A 26,819-nucleotide genomic window follows, 5' to 3' on the forward strand; every position below is an offset into this window, starting at 1 on the left:
TTGATACTCAACCCCTATTATTAAAACAAACGGCAAATGTAAAGAAATAGGAAAGGGAGTACAAGAATTGTGGCATATTATAACATCCCCGTTATAATCATTTACTCGCTGTTGAAAGTTGTTGAAGTGTTTTAGCACCCAGCATACCATCCGGAATAAGCTTACAATGTGCCTGAAAAGCCATCACCGCTTTTCTGAATATATCAGATTCTTGCCCGTCTATCGGTCCGGCATAATATCCAAGTGATTTTAACTGCTTTTGCGTTTCGGTTAATAAATCAATCTTTCGATCAGCAGACAGATCGCCCAGCGAGGGTACTTCTCCCGGGTGTTTAATTATTTTGGAAAGCTTAACTCTTAAGCTATCATCATTAACGAGGCCGGTTTGCACTAAAAAGTTCAGGTTTTGCGCAGCTGCCTGTTGATCGCCGTTGGTTTCTATCATTTTTAAAACCAGGTCTGCTTCAAATTTTTGTTTTTCCAGGTTTCGATTTGCAACACCCTGTATCCATGCGCCTACTCCGGTACCGAGTAAGGCAAATATCGCTGAGAGGATTATCGGTGCATACTGTGATTTAAGCCACTTATTTTCACTCCTTTTCGACTGCTCTTCCTGGTAGTACTTAAAAACTTCAAAGTCAAGCTCTGTTTTTATCTGTGATTTAAACTTGTTAAAACTTTCATCCGGTTGTGTGTCGGCCATAGGTTATTTATTAGCTGTATGATTATAAAATTAGATAATAAAATCTATTCTTTAAACAATCAACTCAGTCGCGAATATAATAACAAGCTTTTATACTACCCCGCTAAACACATCTACACCTGCCATTTCGGCCAGGTCATCAAAATATACCGATGCGAGATGCTCCCAGCTTAAGCGGCTGCTGTATTGGAGGGCCCCTTCAATAAACTGTTCCCGCAGGCTTTTATTCTTCAGCAATAATTCAATCCGCTCAACATAGCAGCCGGCATTGTATGGCTCACATTTAAAGCCATTAATGCCTTGCTCAATAAAATCTTTTGAGCCGCCGCCGTCGGCAATAACGCACGGTACGCCCGATGCCATAGCCTCAAGTACTACGTTACCATAAGCTTCAGATACCGATGGAAACAGGAACAGGGTTGATGACGCGTATAAAACCGAGAGCGTTTTATGATCTACCTTACCGGTAAATACGGCCTTGGGCATCTTCGCTTCACAGGCTTTGCGTGCAATGCCATCGCCTGCAATGATGAAGTTAACTTCGGGATGGCGGTCCTGCATTATGGTATAGATCTCAAACAGGGTCTCCAGGTTTTTCTCCCAAACCAGGCGGCTCGCAAATAAAATAGTTGGATTATCATTTCCTGTTATCGAGTGCAAACTTTTTTTATGCCTTGGCGAAAACAGCCGGGTATCTATTCCCCTTTGCCATAGTTTCATGCGATAGGTATCAACTCCCATATCAATCAGCTCATCCTTCATAGTAATTGAAGGCACGTATACCTGATCACATTGATTATAGAAAACCTTATGACTCTCGGCCATCATCTGCTTAACCTTATTGATGAGGAAAGGGGTATGTTTCAGGTAATAATCGATGTAGGAAATAAAATGAGTATGGTATATGCTCATAACAGGCAAGCCTTGCTGGGTAGCATATTTTAACGCAAAATTGCCCAAAAGCGATGGCGTGGCGATGTGTACAACATCTGGCGAAAAATTATCAATCTCTTGCTTTAATTCGCCCATCACCAGGGCAGGTATCGCCATAGTGTAACCGGTATTGATCGGCAAGGTCAAAGCCGGCACTTTTAATGATTCAAAACCGGCTATGCTATCCGGCCCGGCACCGTAAACAAACAGAAACTCAAAAATATTACGGTCAATCCGTTTAATGAGCTGATACATGGTGCGTACTGCACCGTCAAAATCTTCAATAAGTATCTCGGCAAAAAATGCTACTCTGATCTTTTTCATCTTATTGACTGATTAGCGGTTATTACTTTGTGTTCACCTTCGCATATCTTACAGGTTCCGGCCCCATCATCAGGAACTCTCTTAATTCGGCTAATTTATCGGTGTTGATCAGGTCAACCTCACATTCAAGCAAGGCTTTCCATACTTCCTTGTTTTCCGGGGAAGCCCACAGGCGTACCCGTTTTTTATGGTGATGCGCTGCGGCTACGTAATCACGAAGTAATTGTTTCTGATCTTCGGGCATCGGGCCTTTACCTGTCCAGCTGATCAGGCGCGAATATTTGCAGCTGGCAGTTTTATAAACGGTATTTGAAAGTGTATCGGTATGCACCTGCATCAGGTCCTCATCAATAAAAGCATAGCGTTGCCTTTGTGCCTGAAGCATCTTATATGGCTTATTGCCGGTTATAACGATGGTTACACTGCCTTCTGTTATTTCGCCGTTGTTATAGCTCGACAACATCGGCGCGTAGCGCTTTAAAACTTCCGACAGTTTTGCGTAGGTTTTCTCGGCGTCTGATTTAATATCGATCATCAACGTAACAGGAGCAAGCGGGTATACCACCTCCCTGTTTTTCCCTTCATAACAGTTAAACAATGGTTTTAAATAAAGCTGCTCCAGGGTGCGTTTTTTTTGAAAAGCGGGCAACATATGTGCCACCAGCAATTCGTCATCACGCAGGTAAATATCAGCTTCTATGTTTTGAAAACCGTTATCCAAAGCATCGTACAGCGGTCGGTTGTGCCAGTAGTCATTATGCGCGAAACCTTTAGAGAGCGGGTTATTTTGAGCCTGGCAGGTAATGACTTTGAAGGTAAGGATAACAAAAAACAGAAATTTCAGGTGCTTGTGGCAAAATGCTGCTTGCATCGTAATTTGTATTTGTTGCTACAAATTTATCCTTCAGATATGTACAGGCAGTTATGTCATGGTAAAGTAAAAGCACCAAATGCTTTAATTTATTGTAAATGACTTAACGTTTTCATCACATTAAAATATACAAATTGACACCGTTCGATTAAGCTGGAGTCACATTAAATACGCATTTTATAAAGAAGTGTTAATATGCTATGACAAATGGCGAAGAATTGATGCACCGAGCTCCTGCCAGTTACCAGCTTTTTCGGGAAGTGAACAAAGATCTGAGATAAGCATAAATACATCTTCCGCACTTTTGCCTTCCTGCCTTAGATATCTAATCGACGTTGAGCCGGCCGATTTGGATAGCTTTTTACCGTCTTTTTCAAGCAACAGCGGATGATGATAAAATACGATATCATTAAAATCCTGCTTATCCAACACAGCCGCCAACTGGATCTGAGCCAATGTTGACGCCCACAGATCTTCACCCCTCACAATCAGGTCAATGCCATAAAACAGATCGTCAATAACAGAAGTAAGTTGATAAGCCGGGAAACCGTCTTTTTTTTTGACCACAAAATTTTCCATTTCGGCAAGTAGCTGAGTTTGGATAATTTTGCCGGTATAACTTTTCACGAGCAATGTAGCAACGTTATCTGTACGTAAGCGCCAACTCGCTCCAAGGGTATTTAAAGGAATCTGCTTATCTGAGCAGGTACAGCTTCCAATTTCACTCATTTGCTTGCGCGAGCAGGCACAGGCAAATACAAAACCACCTGCGGCTAATTGCTCGAGGGCTTCGTTATACAGATGCATCCGGTGAATTTGTGAAAACCTGGCTTCAAAATCGTCGGCATCCTGCGGTCCTTCATCCCAGGGGATCTCCAAAAATCGTAGCGTATCAAAAATATCAGTCAGGTATTCCCGATTAACCCTTGCCCGGTCGAGGTCATCAATCCTCAATAAAACTTTAGCGCCATGCTTACGCGCCAATGTCGCGGTGATAGAAAAAGACAGCACATTGCCCACATGCAAAAACCCGCTTGGTGTTGGAGCAATGCGGGTTTTATTAAAATGTATCGGGGCACTTGTCAATAGCTTTTAGGATTGATGAATGCTAAGATACAAAAGCGGGCGGCTATAGCAAATAGTGTGACGGATTCCTTTTGAGCGATGGGTTGTGCGATTCCCTCCCCTGGGAGGGTGTAGGGAGGGGTTTCGTCGACATACCTATGCGCTTTAATGACGCACAAACCCCTCCCTGCCACTACTCATTCCAACCACACCCCTCCCGGGGGGAGGGAATTGAAAATGGAGCGCCTCCTATAAACCATTATGCCAGCAACGTACCTCCATCAACCACTAAATTCAACCCGGTGCCAAAGCTTTGCTTCATAAGATAAACAAAAGCAAGGGCAACGTCATCCGCGTGACCAACGCGACCAAGCAATAACGTATCTTTTGCCCAATTGTAAAGGCCTTCTTTATCTTCGGCAGGCATACTATCCCACAGGTTGGTGTCAATTACCCCGGGTACCACCGCGTTTACACGTATTGGAGCAAGCTCAACGGCAAGTGCCCTCACCAGGCCTTCCATGGCGCCGCAAATACTGCTGGCTATCGACCAACCAGCTGCCGGTCTTGCCCCTGCCGTGCCCCCAGTTAGGTTTACCGAGCCGCCCTCATTAATGAACGGGGCACCATACTTAACAGCAGCATAAGCCCCCCAATAGCGGAGATTAAAGAACTTACGTGCGGCCCCGATATCTGTTTGGTCGATATTATTCAAATTAAGATTTTCGGCAGCGGTATAAACCAGGTGATCGAACTTCCCGGCCTGCTCAAAAAATGATTGTATGTTTTCCTCGTGCGATAGATCTATGGCGTAGCCCTCTGCATCTTCAGGCAGCTGGCTTAAAGCATTATTGATCTTACTTTGATTACCTGAAACTATTACCACTTTAGCCCCTTCCGCAGCAGCAGCTTTTGCTGTCGCGAAGCCTATACCTGTACTGCCACCCAATATAATTACCCTTTTGCCTTTTAATGACGATTTGTTTTCAATTTGATTACTCATGATGTTTATTCTTTTTTAGACACCACAAATTTCCGCCGTAAAAAACCGGTTCCACTTACCATTTGGTAAAAAGCGATTAGCCTTCAGAATTTATAAAATGCTAAATTTGAGTTATGACACTCGCAGACCGGATTATCCAATTCAATGAGCAGCTAACCTACACCGGCGATCCTTTACCTGAAGACATCCGCATTATGAACCCTTTTAAGGAACATCCGCAAACCATGCGTATTGTCGATGAGTTTTACCATAAATATTATAATGATAATCAACAGCGGCATATCATTTTGGGCATTAACCCCGGCAGGTTTGGCGGTGGCTTAACAGGCATCCCTTTTACGGATCCTAAACGACTGATCTCTGAGTGCCACATCAATTACGAAGGCAAAATGTCGCATGAGCCTTCTTCTGTGTTTGTTTATGAGGTGATCAACGCCTTTGGCGGCCCGGAAGCTTTTTATAAACAAATCTATATTAATTCGCCCTGTCCGCTTGGTTTTACAAGTGTTGATGCAAACGGCAAGGAAAAGAACTATAACTATTACGACAGTAAGGAACTAACCAAAGCCGTTTATCAGTTTATGATCGAAAATATCCGCAAGCAGATTGACCTGGGCATTAATACCGAAAAATGCTTTTGTTTTGGTACGGGAAAAAATGAAACATTCCTGCGCAAGCTAAACGATGAATACCATTTCTTTGGCGAGATCATTGCACTGGAACATCCGCGTTTCATCATGCAGTATAAAACGGCAAGCAAGCAATTTTATATTGATAAATACCTTGCTGCTTTTGAAAGTATTGCGGGATAAGTTATCGCCTATTAAACAAAACTTATCAATTCCCCTCTTGAGAGGGGGCGCGAACGAAAGCGCGGTAGCAGGGGTGTGTTTCTGCGGTAGACTTATCAAGCAGAAACACACCCCTCCGCCCCTCTCAAGAGGGGAATCGCTCAATCCCGCACCATTTGTCCCTTATATTAACTATGCAATAAACATCCTCTTGTTTCAGGCTAAAACGCTTATATTGTGTGCTGCAACCAATTAACCTTTAAGCTATGACCCAAAGCAAGTTTTTAGCATTCCTGCTGGTGCTTTTTGTTTTTCCTTTTGTTTCAAAAGGGCAATCAGCTGCAAACAATAAACTCATCTCGCCCCGCATCAGGGTGATCATGGACAACGATTTTAGCGGTGACCCGGATGGTTTGTTTGCGCTTACACATTTGGTATTATCACCATCGGTTGACGTTAGAGGGATCATTGGTTCGCACCTGAATGCCAATGATGGGTTCGACAGATCTAAAACCCAGGCGGAGAACGCGGCAAAAAAGGCTGCAGACCTGTTAGCTGTTTTAAAGATTAAAGATCAATTCCCGGTAATAGCAGGCTCTAACACCGCGATGGTAAACGACAGTACCCCGGTAAAAAGTAAAGCTGTCGATCTGATCATTAAAGAAGCATCCCGTACAGACACCTCCTTACCTCTTTACATCCTTTGTGGCGCCGGACTTACCGAAATTGCATCGGCTGTATTAACCGATCCAAAAATTGCCGACAAACTCACACTGGTGTGGATTGGCGGCCCGGAGTACAGCGATCTTGCACTACCCCCACCCAATTACAGCAGCCCCGAATATAACCTCAATATCGATATCAATGCGGCGAGAGCTGTGTTTAACCATTCTCAGCTAAAATTATGGCAGATTCCGAGGGATGGATATCGCCAGGCCATACTTTCCTACTCAGAATTACTGCTTAAAGTAAAGCCGCAAGGCGAAACAGGGAAATATCTGGCTGGCGCACTTGAAAACGTCATGAAGCTCATCCAGCAATATCGTCTTAATTTGGGTGAAACCTATATCATAGGTGATAGTCCGCTGGTGTTGCTTACCGCGCTGCAATCATCCTTTGAAGCCGATCCATCATCAAGTGAATATGTGTTAAAGCCCTGCCCGCTTATTAACGCACAAGGCGGATATGATTACAATGCCCATGGCCGAAATATCCGTGTTTATCGCAGGTTAGATATCAACCTCATGTTTAATGATTTTTTTGCCAAGCTGGAGTTGGCTAAATAAATGCTGCATTTGGCACATTTTTAACCATAAACGGTTTATTTAGTATTACCAAAAGTGCTGTTTTGTAATTATTTTGCATGGTCATAAACCTTTGTTATCATGCTTAAAATAATTGGCAAAAAAACTCAAAATACGCTTCTGCTTACATTACTATTATTTGCGGGGGGTAAAACTCTTGCTCAAACCAATGATACATCGTTACCTAAGCTTATCGAAAAAAATGGCAGGCACGCGTTTTTAGTTGACGGCAAACCATTTTTAATGCTGGGCGGACAGGCGCACAACTCAAGTGCATGGCCCGCTTTAACGCCAGGCGTATGGAAATCGGCCGGAGCAATGCACCTTAACACGCTCGAAGTACCCATTTACTGGGAGCAGGTAGAGCCACAGCCCGGGAGGTTTAACTTTTCATTAGTGGATACCCTGCTTACCCAAGCCCGGCAGCATAACGTGCATTTGGTATTATTATGGTTTGGCACCTGGAAAAACGGCAGCAACCATTACATGCCCGAATGGATGAAACGCGATGCGGAGAAATATCCAAACATTACTGGTAAAACAGGCAAGCCCATTGACTCGCCTTCACCTCATTCAAAAGCCACTTTAGATGCTGATATCAAAGCGTTTTCGGCAGTTATGCGTTACTTAAAGCAGGCTGATGAGCAACATACCGTAATCATGGTGCAGGTTGAAAACGAACCAGGCTCATGGGACACCGTTCGCGACTATTCAGCCAAGGCGCAAAAACTGTTTGAAGGCGATGTCCCCGCCCAACTGTTAAAACCAGCTGTACTAAAAGCCCTGAATGTATCGGAACACTCAAAAGGCTCGTGGACCAAAGTTTTTGGCGACAGGGCTGACGAATATTTCCAGGCCTGGTCAATAGCCCGGTTCATCGAACAGGTGGCCGCAGCCGGTAAAGCTGAGTATCCGCTGCCATTATACGTAAACGTGGCGCTCCGTGATCCGCTTACCAATCCGCCGGCAACCCATTATGAAAGCGGGGGCGCGACAGATAACGTAATCCCGATCTGGAAAGTAGCCGCCCCATCAATTAACCTGCTTGCTCCTGATATTTACCTGTCGGGCAGCGAAAGGGTGTTGAAAGTAATTGACCTGTATACCCGCGCAGATAATCCCCTGTTTGTACCCGAAGCTGGCTTAATGGCTGATAATGCCAAATATTTTTATGATGTGTTGGCCCACGGTGGTATTGGCTTTTCACCTTTCGGGATAGATGACAATGGCGATAGTTCAAACGATGATCATTTGGCCGAGCTACTTTCCCCTTTTGCGGATGAATATGCCATGGCAGCACCAATGATGCGTGAACTGGCACAATGGGCATTTGAAAATAAGATCAAAGCCGTTGTTGAACATGAAGATGGCGCGGAGCAAAGCATTAAACTTGGTGCCTGGGATGCCATTGTAAAATTTGGCAGCGGCCGGGGTGGTGAACTTAAACCTAATAAAGACCATAACGGTAAAGCCATGATTGTTAGCCTTAATGAAAATAAATTTATCGCGACTGGAACAAACTGTCGCATCACCTTCCGCCCGGCCGGCAGCAACACCGGTAAGGCATGGCAATACCTTAAGGTTGAAGAAGGCTGGTATGATCAAGGCGTATTTAAATCGCTTCGCATCCTTAATGGTGATGAAACAGACTGGGGAGGGCCTGCAATTGGCGATAAGCCGAGGGTGTTGCAGATCTCGTTGGTGGTGAGGTAAAATTAATTAATGTAGAGACGCATAATTGCGTCTCTCGCAGGCAGGTCACGCATGCAATTTTCAATTAAATGAGGCTCAGTACATTAGAGACGCAATTATGCGTCTCTACACGTTAAACCCTCCTATTTCACCTCATAAACCACCGCCTCATACGGCATCAGCGTGCCATTTTTTGATGGCTTTTGATAATTGCCGATTAAAACCGTTGCATTACCCAAATTCATACCTGTTTGAGCCGGAGCTGTTTTACTTGTAAAATTCAGGAATACCAGCAGCTTCCTGCCGTTCAACTCCCGGGTGTAGGCATAAGTATCGGGGTTTTGTGCATCGAGCAATGTATATTTTCCGTATACCAGTACCGGGTTATCCTTCCGCAGCTTTACTATCCGCCTGAAATAATTCAACGTGCTATTGGCATCTTTTTCCTGCGCAGCAGCGTTGACACTTTTATAATTGGGATTTACCTTTATCCAGGGTGTACCCGTTGTAAAACCGGCATTGGCCGTGCTGTTCCATTGAAATGGAGTGCGCCCGTTATCACGGCTTTCAAAGGCTATTCGTTTTAAATATGTAGGCAAATCGGCACCAATATTTTTTTGCCGCTGATATTCGTTTAACGTTTGCACGTCACGATAGTCATCAATTGTGCTAAAGCCAGCATTGGTCATGCCCAGTTCGTCGCCATTATAATAGTATGGCGTACCGCGCATAGTCATCAAAAATGTAGTGAGCATTTTTGATGATACAGCCCTGAACTCCGGACTATCATTGCCGAACCTGCTTACCAGCCGGGCCTGGTCATGATTGGCTAAGAATATTGATAACCACCCCTTTGATGCAAAGGCACTATCCCATTTGGTAAATACCTGTTTTAAGTGAACTACGCTATAGCCTTCGGGTTTGGCAATATCCACACCTTCAAATGCGTAAGCCATGTTCAATTCATTTCTGTCGGCATCAACTAAATTATGGCCGTCTTCAAAAGTATTGCCTGCACCTTCGGCTACACTCATTACGTTATATTTACTGAGCACTTCTCTGTTCATTTCCTGCAGGTATCCGTGCAAATTGCCCTGTACGCCGTAATATTGGGTAAAGTTTTTTTCAAACCCTTTCGGAAAGGCCGGAAAGGTAGTATCCTTTGCAGCAAATTGGAAGGCATCCAGCCGGAAACCGTCAATCCCCTTATCAGCCCAAAACTTCATTATGCCGTATACTTCATTCCTCAGTTTTGGATTTTCCCAGTTAAGGTCGGGCTGCTTGCGCGAAAAATAATGCAGGTAATAGGCATTGGTAAGCGAATCATAACGCCAGGCATCGTGGTTTACGTCAAATAAACTGTAGCGATAAGCGGGTTTGCCCTTTTCGGCGTTCCACCAGTGATAATATTCCCGGTACGGATTTTTGCGCGAGCTCCTGCTTTGTTTAAACCATTCGTGCTCATCGCTGCTGTGATTTACTACCAGGTCCATCACCAGTTTTATGCCGCGGGAATGCATGCCTTTCAGCAAAACATCAAAATCATCCATGGTTCCAAAATCCTTCATGATGTTGCGGTAATCGCTTACATCATAGCCATTATCGTCATTAGGCGAGCTGTAAATTGGGTTAAGCCAAACAACATCAACACCGAGGCTTTTGATATAATCAAGTTTGGAGATAATGCCTTTCAGGTCACCAATACCGTCTCCATCGTTGTCCTTAAAGCTTCGGGGATAAACCTGGTAAACTACGGCTTCCTTCCACCATTTGCGGTCAATAGTGTCTGCTCTGCCTTGATTGTTTTGCGCGGCCCCTGAAATGGCAACAAACATAAAAACAATGAAGGCCACAAAACGAATGTAAGGTACGTTCATGATTATAATTGGTTAAGCTTTAGCAGGACGAAACAGACTTTCTGTGGTTTATAACAATAGAATATTAAGATAGCAATATTTAAGCGAAACAAAAAATAATGCAACTAAATCCGTCGGCTTAGCGCCCGTACAAATTTGAAGTTCAAACATTATGCACATTTCGGGGTTTAGAAATGAGCTAACACCAATCACAATTAAACAGTCAGTAAATTGAATTTTTAATATTTATATCCGTTAGCGTGCATCACAAACCACCACATAAAATTTCTACCCTGCTTTTAAAAACAGTTTTATTCATACTATTTACAGGCATATCGGTACATGCTTTCGGCCAGGTACCTGTACCTGCCGATTCGGTAAAAGCCGATTCATTGCGCATTAAAGAAAAAGTAGTAAAACCGGCCAAACCGACCGATACTTTATATAAACAATATGACTTTGGCGATCTGGTGCGTAACATACTTCACCCCGGCCGACCGGCTGCACCTCCTAATAAAAAGGCATCGGGAATTACCATCATACCCAATGTGGCATCCAATCCCACTATCGGCTCACAAATTGGGATCAAGGCTGTAGCCGGAAAAAAATTAGGGAACGATCCAAATACCCTGCTTTCGGTTGCTGCCACATCGGCTTCTATTACTACCAAGGGGATCATCTATTTTTATATCAACCATAACATATATACACCGGGTAATAAATGGAATTTTCAGGGCAGTTTGGTTGCAGCCAAAACAGTTTCGCCCGATTACGGCTTGGGAATTGGCCAGGCATCAAGCGGCAGCGAAGCCGACCAGGTGTTGGCCAATCCCGGGCGTAAAGGCAGGGCATTGCATTCGCAATTTTATAATATCCGCGAGAAGGTATACAAAGAGATAGATAAGGGATTATTTTTAGGCGCGGGCGCTTCTTTTGATATCAGGCGAAAAATTGAGGATACCAAATCAACAACTGATCTTACCCCATACAATATCTATAGCGACCGTCATGGATTTGCCCGCGACCATTATGCTGCTAACGGCTTGCTTTTTAACTTACAATACACTACCCGCGACAATCAAAACCGGGCCTACAGAGGGATTTACGTCGATGCCGGCTTCCGCATTAATCAAAGCTGGATGGGGAGCTCCAAAAATGCGGTACAGTTCACTACCGATTTCAGAAAGTATTTCAGCCTGTCAGAAACTAACCCCGAACATGTTGTTGCCTTCTGGAACTGGGGCTCATACCTTATCAGCGGTAACATCCCCTATCTCGAGCTGCCAGGCACCGGCAAAGATCCGGGCTTCCGGAGCGGCAGGGGTTATGTAGTACAATATTTTAAGGGTACGCAATACAACTACTCGGAAGTAGAATACCGTTTCCCGATACTGCGGAATAAATTTTTAAGCGGCGTGGCATTTGCCAACCTGCAAACAACCAATGATGAATCGGGCACCAAAATATTCCAGGTATGGCAACCGGGTTATGGCGGCGGTTTGCGGGTACTATTTAATAAAGCAACCCGTACCAATCTTTGTCTTGACTATGCCTTTGGTCGGTATGGTTCAAAGGGGTTCTTTTTGGGCTTGAATGAAGCATTTTAAAACGGCCTCTATGTTAATCACGAAGGCCGTTTCGTTAAATCGACTACGATAGTTCTATATAGCTTACTTAGTATAAACAGCGAACTTTGTATTTTTAGCATTGAGCGGTGTCATCCATTTAATATCTTTTCTTTTGATCGTGCCGTTTAGTTGATCTGCAATTACCAATTGTTTTTTATTTATCAATATCGAGTCCTTATCGGAAGATATCACGATCCATCCTGTTTCATCCACCATATAAAACTTATTATCAACCTTAACCAACACATCCTGATTGCCAGCTTTTGCTGCAGATAGTTTATTATCAAATGTTCGGGCGATTTTTATCTGATCAAAATGTTCCAGCGTACTGTGATAATCCAGATCGCCAATCGCCTTGTTTACCAGTTTTGAAAAAGAGTTTGATCCTGATCCTTTATCTAACCCAAAATACATTAGCGCTTTTGTATTGCCCGGCAAACTGCCCCAATGCTCGCTTTGCATAATGTTATTATAGCCTTTTTTAATGATCTTTAACTTAAACCTCATCTCCCCATCGGCCATAAAACTAAGTGAGATCTTAAAATAGCCCCGCACATCCGTTTTTCCAAGCAGTTTTTCATCAGCCCCGAAAATACCAGCTCCTTCAATTGGCAATAAGGTTTTTGAATCAACAACGAGACCGGCGATGTCTATATTTCTTGTCATTCTGTTATATGTGTTGGCCAATAGCAGAGCCGGGATGAAAAACAGAAGTATCGCAACAAAAGACAACTTTGTTATTAAAAATTTATTCATGACAGTATTTAAGTTTAGGTGAAGATAGGAGTTTAACTAAAGAAAAAAAATACAACATAAAATATCTGTGCTGTTAATTATTATTCTTAATTTTATACTGCAAGCACCTGTAAAACAATCATGTAATACAACTACATGATATTCCTAACCATATCAATAACCGGGAAGCATGGCCAAAAAGAAAACAGCCGATAAAGACAGCATATGGAAAAGCCTGCAATTGAAGCTGGGCGTAATTACTGTTATTTTAGGTTTAATAACTACCGGGTATAATCTGATTAAGAAAGATCCGCCACCGCCGGTTAACCCTGATCTGAAGGCCAGCCTCGAAATTTCGTATATCAGCATGGTCAATGATATTTATGCCCTGGCGGGGGGTGATAGTGCTGTAAGGAAAAAGGATGCCTTTTATCTTGATTATCCCATACTCACTAATGAAATTTCAGATAAAAACCTCCAGAAAACCGACCAGCTTTTTAACGACACCACGGCTGTTGATTATGACCTGTTTATCACCTGCCTCATGATCCAGAACAAAGGCAAAGGCGATGCATCAGACATTGAACTTGACGTGAGCAAGCTCAATATTAGCCAGCCGCTTACCATAACTGAAGCCCCTCAAAGCAAAAATGATTATGACAGCCAGATCAGGGCCAAAGGCAACGCTGTGAAACAAATTATAAAACTACCTTCAAGGCTTTCAACCGGGCAAGGAATTTTAATCCCCTTATTCGTGACCTATGATAAACCAAACGCTGTTAATAAAAACAGACAATGGAAAATTGAATCGAAAACCATTTTTCTGCCGGATAATATCCACTATACAGAACCGGCGGATACCGCCCGTAAATCATTAGTAATACGAAAAATGCTGAGCCCGGTTAGGCTGGCCGAAGGGGTGCAGGGGCGCGGATAGTTCGACAATGATCAGATATTCATAAGAATGGAAAATAACGAAAACCCAGTACCGGCCAAACAACCTAAAAACAGCCTCGCCCTTATCCTGATAGTGGCTGGCAGTGTCCTGATCATCGGCAACCTGTATTTTTATGTTGCCCGGCAAAAGCGCAATACTATAAAAAGGCAACAATTAGACAGCCTTGCCAAACAATTGGATACCGCCAATGCAAAATTTGAAATTGGCTATGGCGAAATGAGCATAGCCTCATACAATAAGATGAAAGATGCTGCCGGCCAAAAGGATCACAGCCCTTTAGTTTATCCGGTAATGAAGAACGAAATAGATGATCTTATCGCTGCCGGAAGCTATCACCCCGACTATGGAATCTCTTCCACTTACCTGGAGGAATTTACATCCTTATACAAGAAAAAAAAGCTGAAGCCAATGGGTACGGCAGTTGCCTGCTTAATTATTAAACAAGTTGGAAAAGGCAAAGCAGAATCTGTAAAGCTCGACATCAACCGTTTAAAGCTTGATGAAGTAAGTGAAATGTTTGACCCTACCGATATCAATAAATTTACAGATCCGGAACGTACAGCTAAATCTTTCCATTCTACTTCCCTGCAAATAGATCTTGGCGCAATGGATACCGGAGACGCATGGCTTATGCCCCTTTACATCAGCGACGGCTTCTTGAGATTAACAGAAGGCGGCGATCCGCCGGGATGGTCTGTTACCGCCGGGCCAATACTTCTCCCGGTTAGTTTAAATTATATCAAAAAAGATAAGCGTATTCAAAAGATCCCGCTGCAAGAAGTACTTAACCGGCCGATAGAGATACTGGATTAAGAAACAGTTGAAGTACGATATGAACTATCTGCCATGGCACTGTATGCCGGTTAAACAAATTTTATAAATAAACAGGCCGCTCTAATCACAAGAAAAGCGGCCTGTTATTTTGTTACTACTGGTTATTGTCCGCTTGTGGCGCTCCAGCCATCACCCCACCCACTGCCACCTGCTGCTTTGCTGCCTTTCAAAAGCTTATCGTATTTTACTGTTTGTTCTTTAGTTAAAACAGCTTTGATCTTTGAGATGGTAGCTTCCCGTAATGGCTTAATATCAACCATCATTTTCGTGTTATCACCTTTATCAGCAGCTTTGATCTTTTCAAACTTATCGGATGATTCCTGGTATATCACCGCAATTTTTTCGGTTTGTTTATCAGTGAGCTTTAATTGCTTTTGCAGGTCTTTTGATTTTTCAACAGGTTTGGCACCGGGCTTGGTTTGCGCGTTGCCTGCTACAGCCAATCCAATGAACATGCAGCATAGTAATAAGAGTTTTCTCATGGTTAAGATTTATTTTAATTGTTGTTGATATAAATGTAACTATTTTGGTATAAAACCAGAGCTAATATTTTCTATTACAGAAACATGATTTAATTTATTTTGGCTGCCATTTGCATCGGCATACAACCAGGCATGTTTTTGCTGCGGAAAATCAGTTTTGTTAACTGGGTAGTTTTGTATTGTGCATTACCCTCGATGATATTTAAGAACTGATTGGGCGCCACATTTTTAAAGTATTGCACAGCGCTGCTGCCTGCCCATTTTATCTCAATCTCATCAATCATCTTTGCCTGGCCAATTCCTATCTCCTGCCGCAAAGGCGACGACCCAAAACTCCCGCCCGAATTAACGTCTTTATAAACAGAACGTTTAACCCCATTTTCGGTAAAAGTGAGTTTGATATGGCTTCCGATGGCTGCATTATTGGCTTTTGTGCCATTCAATTTCAGACTGATCCAATTATTATTGCTTATACCGGGGTTCATGTATAATGAACTGGTATACGAGTCGCCAATGTAAGCCCCTCCCATTTCGGCAAAAATATCCTGATGGCCGTTATTCCTCAAATCGGCAAATGCGATGCCGTGCCCCTTTTGCAAATTACCCGTACGCGATGAAGAAGTGATATCAGCAAAACGTTTACCCCCTATATTTCTGAAAAATTTGTTAGGCACAAGCGATTTAAAATCGGGGTTACCTGTACCAAAATACATATCAGGATAGCCATCGTTATCAATATCGCCAAAATTGGCCCCCATACTGTAAACTACTTTATCGAGGCCGGCTTCTTTGGTTACATTGGTAAATGTCCCGTTATGATTGTTTTTGTATAGATAAATGTTGCCAGCTTCCGGTATAGCTTTGCCCAGGGCGGCGGCGGCACTGTAATAACCTAAAGTACGTTCAAAGTTATAGTTAGCGACCATCAAATCGGGCCAGCCATCGTTATTATAATCATAAAACCAGGTGGTAAAGGTGCGTTGTTTAATTTGATCGAGGCCCGATTGCGCGGTAACATCTTCAAAATCCACACCCACACTGGTTTTACCTTTATTTTTAAGCAGGTATTTATGCCCGTCCATAGTTGAAATAAATACATCCGTAAAACCGTCGTTATCATAATCGGCAGATGTTACACCTTTAACAAATGCCTTAATACCGCAATGGGCAGCAGTAGTTATATTAGTGAATGTACCGTTACGGTTATTCATGTACAGCTGGCAGGTTGATTCATCGGCGTAGTACATCGACTCCGAATTCTCATTACCCACAAACACATCCAGCCAGCCATCGTTATTAAAATCGGCCCAGGTTGCGGTTTGAGTAGGGTGAAGCATAAACAAACCACTTATGGCGGTTACATCAGTAAAAGTCCCATCGCCATTGTTGCGCAATAAGGAACTTGGTTGGTTGCCGAAGCCCTTGGTGAGCCATGCGCCACGCAAAACAAAAACATCCAGTTTACCATCATTGTTATAATCCGTTTGCTGGATATTAAGCCCCCCGGTAATCCCTTTTAAACCGGCGGCTTCGGTTCGGTCACTAAACGTGCCGTCCTGGTTATTTTGAAAGTAATGCATCGGATCGCTCAGGTCCCAGCCCGATGTCATGATATCAAGATAGCCGTCGTTATTAAAATCATCAACAATGACCCCGCCTGCCCGGCCGTTGATGTTAAGGCCAAGGCTACCGGCCACATCAACAAAGGGTTTAACCTGTGCTGCAGTATCCGGGTCGGCATTAAGGCCGGGGATTAAGGCATTCCTAGGCACTTTTTGCGGATACTCGCCAAGCGTCATATAGGCTATGTTGATTAACCAGCGCGACTCATAATCATCAGGACGAAGCTTTAACAATGCTTTATACACTTCAATTGCTTTTCTTGAGCCGGTTTGGATCTTGTGTACCCCATCATCTTTAATTGGGAAGATGCACGACGAGCCGGTATGGTTAAGCATACAATTGCTCCGTTCACCCAAACGCATGTAAGCTATGGCCTGTTCAGGCAACGTTTCATCAGTCGACATGAAATCGATGTTATCCATCAGGTACTTATAAATATCAACTGATTGCTGCTCTTGTCCTGCTTTTAATAGCAGTGAGGCCTTTGAAAATAACACCTCGGGGCTTTTGCCAAGCTTTTTGGTTTTAAGCAACGAATCGCAATAAGCCAGCTTCATTTCGGGGTTAAACGGGTTTGAAATGGTATTATTCTTTTTATTTATCTGCTTCAGCACCTGGGCCATCTCCTCATTAGATGAGTTCTGGCATGATGCTATTATGGTAAAGCCGCACAGCAGCACAAGCGCGGCGGTAACTTTTTTCTTTATCATAGGATTTTTATATACCCTCGCGGATAAAATGCCAGGGCTTTTACCCGCGAGATGTGGTATTAAATTGTCAATAGAAATTTCGGACAACACGACCATGGGCATTAAACAAATGCAGGTCGGTAAATAGACTAAATGGAGAAAATCAGCAGGTTGCTTTGGGTGGTTGTTCGGGAATATCCTGATGAGAACTTACTAACGATTGCACAGGTTGTACAACGTTTTCAGGCAATGGCACTACAGGGCAGTAAAATTCAAATTGCGCAAATGAAAGGCTTACATTATCCTTTAAAACCATTTTGCCAAAGGGCACATGCTCTTTGGGAGAAACAGGAGCCCCCTTTATTCCTTTTGCATCAAGCACATTGCTATCGGCAAAGCGGGTAGTTTTATAATTAGGAATGCACATCAGGTGAAGGGCACTCCTCGTCAATCGCATTTTTACGTAATTGTAGGTGGCGTTTCCAAATGTAATATGCCCCGATATATTTTCAAAAGCTCGCCAATCATGAATAGCAGGTAAGTTAACCGGGATAGTTACTTCGGTAAGGTCATTTACATTATACAAGCCTTTCCCAACCTGTTCATTAAAAAACCGGTCCGATTTATAAACCAGGTATTGGTGCAAAGCCAGCTGTCCGCCAATGTTAAGCAGGTAAATATTGAGCAATATTAAAGCGATGGTCTTTTTCAAAGGTTTACAATTATCTAAAGATGAGATTTATAAACGATATTTTCAAGACTTATTTATGCCCATTTAATTTATTATTAAAATCATATAATATCAATGCATAAATCGACTTACACGGTCGGCGCTTCGCCGGACCAGCCGCTTTACCCTTCGGGTGAGAAGGAAAAAGAATCCCCTCTTTGCGCTTGCGTAGAGAGGGGCGACGAGCATAGCAATCCCGGGTTGAGTTAATACCCATCCTACCCTAATATTATTTAGGCCTTTTCAGCAGAAAACGATTCTTTAACCACTCCCTAACAGGTTCATCATAGAGCTTGAGGCAGGCGTAGGCGATGGCGATACTCGCTACAAAAAGGCCCAAACCTACAAGCAGCCCTTCTGTCATAGGGATCTTATTATTTGTTACCCAGGCTGTATGAAAATAAATGAGAGGATAATGGGTGATATAAAGCGGGTACGACAGATCACCTATAAATTTGCAAACCCTTACTGAACTTTTACTCTTTAACGTTCCACCGGCGCCGATAGCCACAATTAACGGAAAAACGATAATAATACAAAACGACTCATACAAACCATTCATCCATAAATGTTCGGGCCCTCCTATCCGCGGCACGCATAAAACGGCAATGATTAGAGCACTGCAAACCGTAAATGCGCTTTTAACATGAATGAGCTTACCCATGCGGCACAGCAACATCCCCGCAAAAAAGGGATAAAGCAACCGCGTGAAGCCAATATAGAGTTGTGTTTTATTAACCGACCATCCGCCAATTACATCACCCTGCGGTCCCATTACTGTATAATGGATCAGCAAACAGGCCGATGCAAACACCAATATGGCCAGCAGCGTTTTGGAGAACTTGCGGATCACCAGCGCGTAAAGAATATTAGCGATATATTCAAAAAACAGCGACCAGGCCGGGCCATCCAACGGGTGCATTTCCTGCCAGCCGCGGATATCCATAGAAGGCAGTATCGGTATCAGCGTACAACCAACCAGCATTACCAACAACATTTTCCAAACCGGCGTGTCATGAATAAGCGGAAACACTGCACCGCTTTGCGAGTAAAAAAACAAGGCGCCAATAATTGATCCGGCAATAACCATGGGCTGCAGGCGAATGAGACGGCGCTTATAAAAATCCCATGGGGTCATTTTGCCCCAGCGGTCGTCATAGGCGTAAGCGACTACAAAGCCCGAGAGCAGAAAAAAGAAATCGACCGCCAGGTAGCCGTGATTTATAATTTGATGAAAACGATCGCCGGCATAGGTTTCAAAAATGTGGAAGGCCACTACAAACAGCGATGCTACACCGCGTAAGCCGTCAAGAATTTGATAATGTCCTTTTGTTTCAAGGTACGTAGTGCTTTTACTCATTTAGCAGGAAAAAACAAGTATGACAAATTGGTTAATTCGGGATTGATAGCATGCGCTGCAAACAGAACATAGCACCCTGGCTATAAATATGCTTTAATTTATTGGCAAGTCAAAACCGGAAGAATAAAGAGCATATTAACGTTACAATCGCGGCTTAGCAGCCAGTACTATCGGCGTCGTTTCCACAAGCTCAAGCGATTTAACCATATCTTTTGTGGTGCTTTTGTATTTTTTAAAATGAGGTGTTTGCAGGTGGGCCTGGTATGCGGCGGCATCGGCATAAATTTCAAAAACTGTTATGTGGGTGGGGTTATTTTTTTCGGCTACTGCGTATAGGGTTAAAACGCCGGGTTCAACGCGCACAGCGGTTTCAGCATGCTCTTTAAGCGCAGCCATATAATTCTGCAATTGAGCAGAATCAATTACAAGTTTGGCTATGCGTACCACATTGTTTTTATCCTGGGCGGCGGCACTATGTGGCGAAAATATCGACAACATAAAAATTATTAAAACTGATAGCAACCCGCTGCCAAAAGCCGGTATCCATGTTGTGCGGGTATGTTTTCCTGTTGGTTCTGAAATTTCATTTATAGCTTCCATTTTTTACTTTTTATAAATAACTCAACCACCATTTTCCTTTGTTGGCCTGTTTGTAATCATCATAGCGCTTGCATAAAGGATATAAGGCCATTACTATTCCAATCCAAACAAGATACGCAACCGGCAATGAAAACCCGTAGCCCTTCAGGTTTGTTGTAAACCAGATAGGTTGTTTCAGGAACCAGATCGTCCAGTCCTGCCCGGGCGTAAGCGCTGATGCGATAATTGCTATCAGGTGGATTATATAAATATGAATAAGGTAATAAAACATGGGCACCCTACCATATACCGAAACTACTTTTACAACAGCTCCTTTTGATTTTTCGGTGAATGACAGGAACAGAAAGGCCGCACCCAGCGTCAACAGCAGGTACAACAACGATGGCGGATATTTATTTACCTTAATAAATGACAAGATGGTAAATAATGTATTTTTCTGTACGCTCCATTTCACCGGATCTCCATATAGATTGGTATAACGTAATACAATAAACAAAGCAATACAAGTGGCACCGGCTATCCATAAGTTTCGTTGCCTTTTGCCAACCTCATAGCCCGCCGTATACCATCCGCCTAAACAATAACCTAATGACATGACCGCCATTAGGGGTACAATGGGATACCCTACCAATAAAATTTCCTTATGCCAGGTAAAAAACTGCTGATCATGAAGCAGTGACCAGCCAAAAGCCGGCAAAGTGCTGCCCGGCACATGAACGCCGTCTAAAAGATTATGCCCCAATATGATTATAACGCTAATGCCCAGGATCAATTTTTTAGGCAGATGGATCAATGCCGCCAGTATGATCATGCTTAAGCCCAGCGCCCATATAGTAATAAAGAAAAACATGGGAAATGTGATATTGAAGTTCCAGCCGAAGTTAACCACGAACATTTCGAGAAATATAAGCCACAATCCCCGTTTTACCAGGAATATGGATAACTCTCTTTTAGTTTTCTTTTGCCCGATGAGGTATGCCGATGTTCCGGCAAGCAGCATAAATATTGGAGCGCAAAAATGAGTGATCCACCGGGTGAAAAACAATATGCCGCTTGTTTTTGTAAGGTCAAGCGGATCATAAAAAAATGATCCGGAGTATAAATAGTCTCTCACATGATCAAGGGCCATAATAATCATGATAGTACCACGGAGAAAGTCAATAGAGGTTATCCGGTTTTTTATAATTGCGCTCATTCAGGTTTTTTATGATGAAGTTACTATTTATATAGATAGATTTTAACGAATGCGTATTTCTTGACATTGACATTAAGAGCACAATCCATTTTCCGATACATGATGCATCTTTCCAGTTACCATTTTTATGTAACTATTTTAACTAAAATGATGTCTTGTAGTTATGAAACTACTCCAGGCATTCTTTTTGACCTTATTCACATTGTTGCTACCCGCCGTTTCCGATGCGCAAACCGGAGGTGGTAAAATTTCGGGGATAGTTTTAGATGATGCTAAAAAACCGCTCGATGGTGCAACCGTAACCTTGCTTATCGCAAAAGATTCTACGGTTGTAAGTACGCTGCTTACCCATCCGGACGGCAGTTTTGCCTTTCAAAATTTAAAAGATGATACTTATCTGGTTAAGGCAACCTATATGGGCTATAAAAATTACCGAAGCGCCCCTGTAGTTCTCAACCAGCAACAACCGGTTAATTTACCGGCATTCATTTTACCCTTAGCGGGCAAAACGTTGAATGAAGTAGCTATAACCGGTAAAAAATCTTATGTTCAGCAAAAAATCGACCGCACAATAGTTAATGTAGGCGCATTGATATCCAATACCGGCGCCAATGCTTTGGAAGTGTTGTCAAAAACGCCCGGCGTGCAAATAGATGCCGATGGCAATATTACCTTTAAGGGGAAAAGCGGGGTGCTGGTAATGATTGATGATAAACCAACTTATCTTTCGGCTGCAAACCTGGCCACGTACCTGCGTTCTTTACCATCTTCATCTTTGGACCAGATAGAGCTGATGGATAATCCGCCGGCTAAGTATGATGCGGCAGGTAACGCGGGCGTAATCAATATCAAAACTAAGAAAAACACCACCAGGGGATTTAATGCGGTAGTGTCTGCCGATTACGCGTTGGGTTTTTATTACCGCAATAATGAAAGTATCAACCTTAATTACCGTTTCGACAAAGTTAACCTGTTTGCTAACCTTGCTTATAATAAACAAAGAACCTACCGAAGGCTTGAAATTGACCGCGATTATTTTGATATGAACGGAGACCAAATCTCCTCGCTAAAAGATATTTCCTATTTCAGGCCGACAAGCAACAATACCAATATTAAAACCGGGATGGATTATTATGCATCGCCGAAAACAACCTGGGGGGTGGTATTTACCGGCACCTTATCGCACGACCATGACAGCAGCCCTGTAAACAGTTTATTATATGGCAAAAATAGTGAATTAGATTCAACCATTAATACCCTCAATACTTCCAGAAACAGCTTTAAAAGCGGAGGCGTCAACTTAAATTACACCCATAAATTTGATAGTGCCGGCAGGGCGCTCACATTCGATCTGGATTATATCCGCGATGTATCGGGCAGTAATCAATTGTTTGTAAATAATGCCTTTTTGCCCGATGGCACTTTAACAAACTCAACCACGCTAAGTGATAATTTACCAGCTACTATCAATATCTACTCTGCAAAAGCTGATTATTCCCATCCACTCAAAGGCAAGGCAAAGCTGGAGGCCGGCGTTAAGAGCAGCTATGTAAATACGGATAATGCCGCCAATTACTTTAATGTAATTAATAACGTAAGCACTATTGATTATAACAACACTAACCGTTTTTTATATAAAGAGAATATAAATGCCGCCTATGTTAATTTCAATAAAAAATTAGGCCGCTTCGCATTACAAACTGGCTTGCGGTTAGAGAACACCAATGGCAAGGGGCATCAATTAGGTAATGTTCAAAGGGCCGACTCGTCTTTTGCTAATCATTATACAAACCTGTTTCCAACCGCGTATTTTTCCTACAACCTCGATACAGCAGGGCATAAAGTATTAGTTATTTCTTACGGTCGCCGGATAGGCCGGCCGAATTATGGGAGTTTAAACCCCTTTACCTTTTTTGTAGACAAGTTTACCTACTTTTCAGGCAACCCTTTCCTGAAACCACAGTTTACCGACAATTATAAGCTGGCCTATAGTTTCAAAAGCCTGTTTACCGTTGCGGTTGCATACAATTATACCACCGATGTTCAAAATGAAACCATTCACAAAAATGGCAACGTATTCATCAGCACCACCGGTAACATAGGGCAACGGAAAACACTGGATTTTTCTGTCAATACCAATCTTCAGCCAACCAAATGGTGGTCGGTTAATTTATATGCCGAGGTATATAATAACACCTACCAGGGCATGTTTTACTCTGGCTACCTCCATCAATCTCAAAGCACATTTAGCGGCAATGGCAATAACCAATTCACCTTATCAAAAACCTGGAGTGCCGAATTAAGCGGCTTTTATGATAGCGGCGGCACTTACGGCCAGTTTGTTACGATACCCAAAGGCATGCTCAATGCCGCTATTCAGAAAAAAATATTGAATAACAAAGGTTCAATCAAATTAAATGCACGGGATATCTTTCACTCGTTTCGCCCAAGCGGTACCATTACCAATATTGAAGGAGCACATGCAACCTTCCATAATTTTTTAGATACCCGGGTGGTAACCCTTGCCTTTAACTATAGCTTCGGCAAATTAACAAACGTCCCTAAAAAGCGTGATACCGGCGGTGCGGATAGTGAACAAAACAGGGCGCATTAGTTTCAATATTGCCCGGAAATTAACAAGCGCAGCATATTCTGATCCTGTTAAAAATCATGCTTATTTGCAGAGCGTTTTATTTTACCAAAAAGATAATAAAGAGCCAGGGCAAGCATAGTCCAGTAGAATGCGAACCCGATAAGAAAAAACGGGGGCGGCGTATCCGGCTCTTGCCTTAAAAAGTTAATAAAAGGTATCAAGGGGCCTATCAAAATAACTTTAACAGGTAACAAAACTGTGGAGATCACATTCCTCCAGCCTGTTTCTGATCCCGTTCCCAGGAAAGACTCGCCATTCCCGGGAAAGAGCCTCACTTCCGATAAAGAAAGAGCATTAGTGATCAATTGAAAGGCAAACGCAGAAACGAGGAAGAGCATAACAAACTTTGTTCTTGAAGTTTGAGTTTAACGATACTGTAATTTAATTTAGCTCAATGGAGTTGTTAATAGAAAAAATTAAAAGTTATGTCCCGCTCTCTTTCGATGACGAAGGTATAGCGCGCACTTTATTTCACAAGAAAACTCTTAAAAAGGGCGAGCATCTGCTTAAAGCAGGCGATATTTGCCGCTACGTTGTTTTTATCGAAACCGGGCTTGTGAGATATTATATTAACAATGATGGAGTAGAACAAACCAATTACTTTAACAAAGAAAACGAGTTTGTGTGCGACTATATAAGTTTCCTGCCCCAAACTCCCTCGTACGTTAATATACAGGCACTGGAGGATACCACTATCTGGGTGATCAGTTACGTTGGTATGCAGCAATTTTATAATGAGGTAAAAGCAGGCGAAAGATTTGGCCGCCTGGCAATAGAACAGGTATTTGTAAGTGTAATCAGCCAGATAGGTTCTTTATATACCGATTCGCCCGAAACAAGGTATGCGAAGTTCTTAAGTGAGTATGCCGATATTGCACAGCGTATTCCTCAATACTATATAGCCTCCTATGTAGGTATTAAACCACAATCGTTAAGCCGTATCCGTAAACGGATCTGGGATAAGCATTAATTAACCTGGGTGAATCGATGGAAGATTTCCATTGCCCAATTTTGTACTGTTAAAAATAACAGTACATGAAAACAATACACGAAACACAGCAATGGGGCATCCGGTCGGCATCCTTTTGGATGACCCTGTTCATTGCAGTGGGCATCATTTTTATTGGTGTCCGCTTTATAATAAACCCTGCCGCCGGCGCTATAGGCTACGGTATTCCCATCATTAATAACGATGATTTACCATTTGGAAGAATAAAAGGCATCCGCGACATTTTTTCGGGAGTGGTCCTGCTACCCCTTTTATTGTTGCGTATGCGCAGGGCAACAGCCTGGGTATTTACATCAGCAATAACTGTTCCGGCAGCCGACTTCCTCATTGTGCTTTCAACCAACGGACCGTTGGATATCTCTCATTTAATGATCCATGGGTTAACCGCAGCCTATATGGCTATCACCAGTTTTTTGTTATTTAAATCCTAATTAATTTTATGAATTCCTACACGCTTTTACAAATATGCCTCTTTATGCACCTTACCGGTCTCACGCTAATGGCGGGAACCGATATTGTTGAGTTTGTTGCGTTCAGAAGCATTTTAAAAACCTATCAAACTAATAAAGATGCCGCAGTACACCAAATTGGTATACTATCCAGATTTTCCGTTTTACTACTTATCGGCGGTATATTATTAGTACTTTCAGGAATAGGTTTCCTGATTATTACGCATAATGCCTTCGGCAATCAGCTATGGTTTAAAATTAAGATGATATTTGTACTCGGGCTTGTGCTTAACGGCATGCTAATGGGGCAAAAGAGCGGCAACCGGCTTAAACAAAGTTTGACAACAGGCAACAATGTGAAAGCCCGGCAGGTTGAAGATGCTATCCGTACTATGATCAGGTTTCATTTTATACAGCTTTGCATCTTCTTTATTGTGGTACTAATGGCCGTTTTTAAGTTTAACTAAGTTGGAAAGTTGCGCCTTCATGCAAAAACAAAAGCCTCAAATCTCTCGACTCAAGGCTTTTGACTTTTTTTTTCTGAGGTAGCGGGAACAGGACTCGAACCTATGACCTTCGGGTTATGAGCCCGACGAGCTACCAACTGCTCCATCCCGCACTGTTTTGATAGTGCAAATGTACAATAAGTTATCACATCTGTTTGTCACAAATGGTAGTATACTGTTAATAGTTACTTAACATGCTATCACCTAACTTATTAATTTCGTTGACATAAGTCAATTTCTTTCTTACTATAAGTCAATGTGTAGCGTTTGGGTACTTTGCACCTTTGTGATACCCCGACCGATGAACGGACAGGATGATAAAATTTCAAAGAAATGAAAACCGCTAAAGAATTATTGCTCAGCTATCTTGAGCATGTCAATAACCCCGATACAGCTATTGAACTTTTTGCCGACGACGCAGTGTTCGAGCTTCCCTACCTTGCAAGTTTAGGTTTACCCTGGCAATGGAAAGGCCGGGACGTAATATATAATTTCCTTAAAAACTTACCCAAAACATTCGGCAATTTTAAATTTCAAAACATCAGGATCCATATTGATACACCTGATCAGGCCTTTGGCGAATATGATGTGAACGCTATAGTCAATTCGACAGGTCGGGTTTATCCGCAAACCTACATGGGGCGCGTGGTTGCCGAAAATGGTAAGATCAAACTGATCCGCGAAGCGCTTGATATGGTTGTAGTGGCCAAAGGAATGTTTCCTGACGGGCTGGCACACTTAGCTTAAGCAAGTTATACCATTATAAACAACTGTCATCCTGTGTGTTTAAATCAGAGCCCCCCGAAGGTTAAATGACACTAACTCT

The 26,819-nt window shown here is 42.7% G+C and carries 24 protein-coding genes and 1 tRNA gene; 11 read left to right on the forward strand and 14 right to left on the reverse strand.

The window, feature by feature from the left end; genetic code table 11:
- Window positions 1-97: 97 nt before the first annotated feature.
- The 5 genes from IEX80_RS21400 to IEX80_RS21420 all read right to left on the reverse strand — a co-directional run bounded on the left by IEX80_RS21400 (window position 98) and on the right by IEX80_RS21420 (window position 4,899).
- Window positions 98-703, reverse strand: a complete 606-nt coding sequence (locus tag IEX80_RS21400) for a peptidoglycan-binding domain-containing protein (protein ID WP_188834085.1) — start codon at window positions 701-703, stop codon at window positions 98-100.
- 90 nt (window positions 704-793) lie between these two features.
- The gene (locus IEX80_RS21405; RefSeq protein WP_188834086.1) at window positions 794-1,960 is read right to left on the reverse strand and encodes a glycosyltransferase family 4 protein; all 1,167 of its coding nucleotides are present in this window, start codon (window positions 1,958-1,960) and stop codon (window positions 794-796) included.
- A 22-nt stretch (window positions 1,961-1,982) separates the two neighbouring features.
- The gene (locus IEX80_RS21410; RefSeq protein WP_188834087.1) at window positions 1,983-2,831 is read right to left on the reverse strand and encodes a phosphatidylinositol-specific phospholipase C/glycerophosphodiester phosphodiesterase family protein; all 849 of its coding nucleotides are present in this window, start codon (window positions 2,829-2,831) and stop codon (window positions 1,983-1,985) included.
- 198 nt (window positions 2,832-3,029) lie between these two features.
- Window positions 3,030-3,917 (reverse strand): glutamate--tRNA ligase family protein, encoded by an 888-nt coding sequence (locus IEX80_RS21415; RefSeq protein WP_176626632.1) that lies wholly within the window; start codon window positions 3,915-3,917, stop codon window positions 3,030-3,032.
- Window positions 3,918-4,155: 238 nt separating this feature from the next.
- The gene (locus IEX80_RS21420) at window positions 4,156-4,899 is read right to left on the reverse strand and encodes an SDR family oxidoreductase (RefSeq protein WP_188834088.1); all 744 of its coding nucleotides are present in this window, start codon (window positions 4,897-4,899) and stop codon (window positions 4,156-4,158) included.
- A gap of 113 nt (window positions 4,900-5,012) precedes the next feature.
- On the opposite strand from IEX80_RS21420, the gene IEX80_RS21425 reads away from it, so the two are divergent.
- From IEX80_RS21425 to IEX80_RS21435, 3 genes are all read left to right on the forward strand, one after another.
- Window positions 5,013-5,711 (forward strand): SMUG2 DNA glycosylase family protein, encoded by a 699-nt coding sequence (locus IEX80_RS21425; RefSeq protein ID WP_188834089.1) that lies wholly within the window; start codon window positions 5,013-5,015, stop codon window positions 5,709-5,711.
- Between the two features lie 245 nt (window positions 5,712-5,956).
- Window positions 5,957-6,976 (forward strand): nucleoside hydrolase, encoded by a 1,020-nt coding sequence (locus tag IEX80_RS21430; protein WP_188834090.1) that lies wholly within the window; start codon window positions 5,957-5,959, stop codon window positions 6,974-6,976.
- A 99-nt stretch (window positions 6,977-7,075) separates the two neighbouring features.
- Window positions 7,076-8,707, forward strand: coding sequence for a GH35 family beta-galactosidase (locus tag IEX80_RS21435; protein WP_188834091.1), 1,632 nt, complete (start codon window positions 7,076-7,078; stop codon window positions 8,705-8,707).
- Between the two features lie 122 nt (window positions 8,708-8,829).
- Here IEX80_RS21435 and IEX80_RS21440 read toward each other — a convergent pair whose 3' ends face one another.
- Window positions 8,830-10,563 (reverse strand): glycoside hydrolase family 13 protein, encoded by a 1,734-nt coding sequence (locus IEX80_RS21440; protein WP_229701713.1) that lies wholly within the window; start codon window positions 10,561-10,563, stop codon window positions 8,830-8,832.
- 239 nt (window positions 10,564-10,802) lie between these two features.
- On the opposite strand from IEX80_RS21440, the gene IEX80_RS21445 reads away from it, so the two are divergent.
- A complete protein-coding gene (locus IEX80_RS21445; protein WP_229701714.1) occupies window positions 10,803-12,149 on the forward strand; it encodes a BamA/TamA family outer membrane protein in 1,347 nt (448 codons plus the stop codon).
- A 63-nt stretch (window positions 12,150-12,212) separates the two neighbouring features.
- Here IEX80_RS21445 and IEX80_RS21450 read toward each other — a convergent pair whose 3' ends face one another.
- Window positions 12,213-12,836: a hypothetical protein gene (locus IEX80_RS21450; RefSeq protein ID WP_139160055.1), complete on the reverse strand. Its 624-nt coding sequence runs from the start codon at window positions 12,834-12,836 to the stop codon at window positions 12,213-12,215.
- 259 nt (window positions 12,837-13,095) lie between these two features.
- On the opposite strand from IEX80_RS21450, the gene IEX80_RS21455 reads away from it, so the two are divergent.
- Both IEX80_RS21455 and IEX80_RS21460 read left to right on the forward strand, forming a co-directional pair.
- Window positions 13,096-13,842 carry a hypothetical protein gene (locus IEX80_RS21455; RefSeq protein WP_176626624.1) on the forward strand — a complete coding sequence of 249 codons (747 nt, stop codon included), beginning with the start codon at window positions 13,096-13,098 and terminating at the stop codon, window positions 13,840-13,842.
- Between the two features lie 27 nt (window positions 13,843-13,869).
- A complete protein-coding gene (locus IEX80_RS21460) occupies window positions 13,870-14,676 on the forward strand; it encodes a hypothetical protein (protein WP_188834092.1) in 807 nt (268 codons plus the stop codon).
- A gap of 122 nt (window positions 14,677-14,798) precedes the next feature.
- Here IEX80_RS21460 and IEX80_RS21465 read toward each other — a convergent pair whose 3' ends face one another.
- The 6 genes from IEX80_RS21465 to IEX80_RS21490 all read right to left on the reverse strand — a co-directional run bounded on the left by IEX80_RS21465 (window position 14,799) and on the right by IEX80_RS21490 (window position 21,376).
- Window positions 14,799-15,179 carry a hypothetical protein gene (locus tag IEX80_RS21465; protein WP_176626621.1) on the reverse strand — a complete coding sequence of 127 codons (381 nt, stop codon included), beginning with the start codon at window positions 15,177-15,179 and terminating at the stop codon, window positions 14,799-14,801.
- 89 nt (window positions 15,180-15,268) lie between these two features.
- Window positions 15,269-17,512: a CRTAC1 family protein gene (locus IEX80_RS21470; protein WP_188834093.1), complete on the reverse strand. Its 2,244-nt coding sequence runs from the start codon at window positions 17,510-17,512 to the stop codon at window positions 15,269-15,271.
- 142 nt (window positions 17,513-17,654) lie between these two features.
- Complete coding sequence (locus IEX80_RS21475; protein ID WP_176626617.1) at window positions 17,655-18,203, reverse strand: hypothetical protein; 549 nt, start codon at window positions 18,201-18,203, stop codon at window positions 17,655-17,657.
- 247 nt (window positions 18,204-18,450) lie between these two features.
- A complete protein-coding gene (locus IEX80_RS21480; protein WP_188834094.1) occupies window positions 18,451-19,581 on the reverse strand; it encodes an acyltransferase family protein in 1,131 nt (376 codons plus the stop codon).
- A 141-nt stretch (window positions 19,582-19,722) separates the two neighbouring features.
- Window positions 19,723-20,181: a putative quinol monooxygenase gene (locus IEX80_RS21485; RefSeq protein ID WP_188834095.1), complete on the reverse strand. Its 459-nt coding sequence runs from the start codon at window positions 20,179-20,181 to the stop codon at window positions 19,723-19,725.
- Between the two features lie 10 nt (window positions 20,182-20,191).
- Entirely contained in the window at window positions 20,192-21,376 is a 1,185-nt protein-coding gene (locus tag IEX80_RS21490) for an acetyltransferase domain-containing protein (protein ID WP_188834096.1), read from the reverse strand.
- 163 nt (window positions 21,377-21,539) lie between these two features.
- On the opposite strand from IEX80_RS21490, the gene IEX80_RS21495 reads away from it, so the two are divergent.
- The 4 genes from IEX80_RS21495 to IEX80_RS21510 all read left to right on the forward strand — a co-directional run bounded on the left by IEX80_RS21495 (window position 21,540) and on the right by IEX80_RS21510 (window position 25,954).
- Window positions 21,540-23,990 carry an outer membrane beta-barrel protein gene (locus IEX80_RS21495; protein WP_188834097.1) on the forward strand — a complete coding sequence of 817 codons (2,451 nt, stop codon included), beginning with the start codon at window positions 21,540-21,542 and terminating at the stop codon, window positions 23,988-23,990.
- 433 nt (window positions 23,991-24,423) lie between these two features.
- Window positions 24,424-24,999 carry a Crp/Fnr family transcriptional regulator gene (locus IEX80_RS21500; RefSeq protein WP_090533738.1) on the forward strand — a complete coding sequence of 192 codons (576 nt, stop codon included), beginning with the start codon at window positions 24,424-24,426 and terminating at the stop codon, window positions 24,997-24,999.
- Between the two features lie 65 nt (window positions 25,000-25,064).
- Window positions 25,065-25,469, forward strand: a complete 405-nt coding sequence (locus IEX80_RS21505; RefSeq protein WP_188834098.1) for a DUF4267 domain-containing protein — start codon at window positions 25,065-25,067, stop codon at window positions 25,467-25,469.
- Window positions 25,470-25,477: 8 nt separating this feature from the next.
- On the forward strand, window positions 25,478-25,954 hold the full coding sequence (locus tag IEX80_RS21510) for a DUF2214 family protein (protein ID WP_188834099.1): 477 nt from the start codon (window positions 25,478-25,480) through the stop codon (window positions 25,952-25,954).
- Between the two features lie 79 nt (window positions 25,955-26,033).
- On the opposite strand, the gene IEX80_RS21515 is transcribed toward IEX80_RS21510, so the two are convergent.
- Window positions 26,034-26,106 (reverse strand) — tRNA-Met (locus IEX80_RS21515).
- A gap of 220 nt (window positions 26,107-26,326) precedes the next feature.
- On the opposite strand from IEX80_RS21515, the gene IEX80_RS21520 reads away from it, so the two are divergent.
- Complete coding sequence (locus tag IEX80_RS21520; protein ID WP_112656261.1) at window positions 26,327-26,740, forward strand: nuclear transport factor 2 family protein; 414 nt, start codon at window positions 26,327-26,329, stop codon at window positions 26,738-26,740.
- Window positions 26,741-26,819: the final 79 nt, after the last annotated feature.

Origin of the sequence: Mucilaginibacter rubeus (assembly GCF_014643835.1) — a bacterium.
Taxonomy (GTDB): Bacteria; Bacteroidota; Bacteroidia; order Sphingobacteriales; family Sphingobacteriaceae; genus Mucilaginibacter; species Mucilaginibacter rubeus.

Excerpts from the sequence above, each read along its gene's own strand:
- IEX80_RS21505 (WP_188834098.1), top strand. The coding sequence starts at position 25,065 with ATGAAAACAATACACGAAACACAGCAATGGGGCATCCGGTCGGCATCC.
- IEX80_RS21495 (WP_188834097.1), top strand. The coding sequence starts at position 21,540 with ATGAAACTACTCCAGGCATTCTTTTTGACCTTATTCACATTGTTGCTA.
- IEX80_RS21480 (WP_188834094.1), bottom strand. The coding sequence starts at position 19,581 with ATGAGTAAAAGCACTACGTACCTTGAAACAAAAGGACATTATCAAATT.
- IEX80_RS21460 (WP_188834092.1), top strand. The coding sequence starts at position 13,870 with ATGGAAAATAACGAAAACCCAGTACCGGCCAAACAACCTAAAAACAGC.
- IEX80_RS21485 (WP_188834095.1), bottom strand. The coding sequence starts at position 20,181 with ATGGAAGCTATAAATGAAATTTCAGAACCAACAGGAAAACATACCCGC.
- IEX80_RS21470 (WP_188834093.1), bottom strand. The coding sequence starts at position 17,512 with ATGATAAAGAAAAAAGTTACCGCCGCGCTTGTGCTGCTGTGCGGCTTT.
- IEX80_RS21420 (WP_188834088.1), bottom strand. The coding sequence starts at position 4,899 with ATGAGTAATCAAATTGAAAACAAATCGTCATTAAAAGGCAAAAGGGTA.
- IEX80_RS21435 (WP_188834091.1), top strand. The coding sequence starts at position 7,076 with ATGCTTAAAATAATTGGCAAAAAAACTCAAAATACGCTTCTGCTTACA.
- IEX80_RS21450 (WP_139160055.1), bottom strand. The coding sequence starts at position 12,836 with ATGACAAGAAATATAGACATCGCCGGTCTCGTTGTTGATTCAAAAACC.
- IEX80_RS21455 (WP_176626624.1), top strand. The coding sequence starts at position 13,096 with ATGGCCAAAAAGAAAACAGCCGATAAAGACAGCATATGGAAAAGCCTG.
- IEX80_RS21465 (WP_176626621.1), bottom strand. The coding sequence starts at position 15,179 with ATGAGAAAACTCTTATTACTATGCTGCATGTTCATTGGATTGGCTGTA.
- IEX80_RS21425 (WP_188834089.1), top strand. The coding sequence starts at position 5,013 with ATGACACTCGCAGACCGGATTATCCAATTCAATGAGCAGCTAACCTAC.
- IEX80_RS21430 (WP_188834090.1), top strand. The coding sequence starts at position 5,957 with ATGACCCAAAGCAAGTTTTTAGCATTCCTGCTGGTGCTTTTTGTTTTT.
- IEX80_RS21490 (WP_188834096.1), bottom strand. The coding sequence starts at position 21,376 with ATGAGCGCAATTATAAAAAACCGGATAACCTCTATTGACTTTCTCCGT.
- IEX80_RS21520 (WP_112656261.1), top strand. The coding sequence starts at position 26,327 with ATGAAAACCGCTAAAGAATTATTGCTCAGCTATCTTGAGCATGTCAAT.
- IEX80_RS21405 (WP_188834086.1), bottom strand. The coding sequence starts at position 1,960 with ATGAAAAAGATCAGAGTAGCATTTTTTGCCGAGATACTTATTGAAGAT.
- IEX80_RS21410 (WP_188834087.1), bottom strand. The coding sequence starts at position 2,831 with ATGCAAGCAGCATTTTGCCACAAGCACCTGAAATTTCTGTTTTTTGTT.
- IEX80_RS21440 (WP_229701713.1), bottom strand. The coding sequence starts at position 10,563 with ATGAACGTACCTTACATTCGTTTTGTGGCCTTCATTGTTTTTATGTTT.
- IEX80_RS21500 (WP_090533738.1), top strand. The coding sequence starts at position 24,424 with ATGGAGTTGTTAATAGAAAAAATTAAAAGTTATGTCCCGCTCTCTTTC.
- IEX80_RS21400 (WP_188834085.1), bottom strand. The coding sequence starts at position 703 with ATGGCCGACACACAACCGGATGAAAGTTTTAACAAGTTTAAATCACAG.
- IEX80_RS21510 (WP_188834099.1), top strand. The coding sequence starts at position 25,478 with ATGAATTCCTACACGCTTTTACAAATATGCCTCTTTATGCACCTTACC.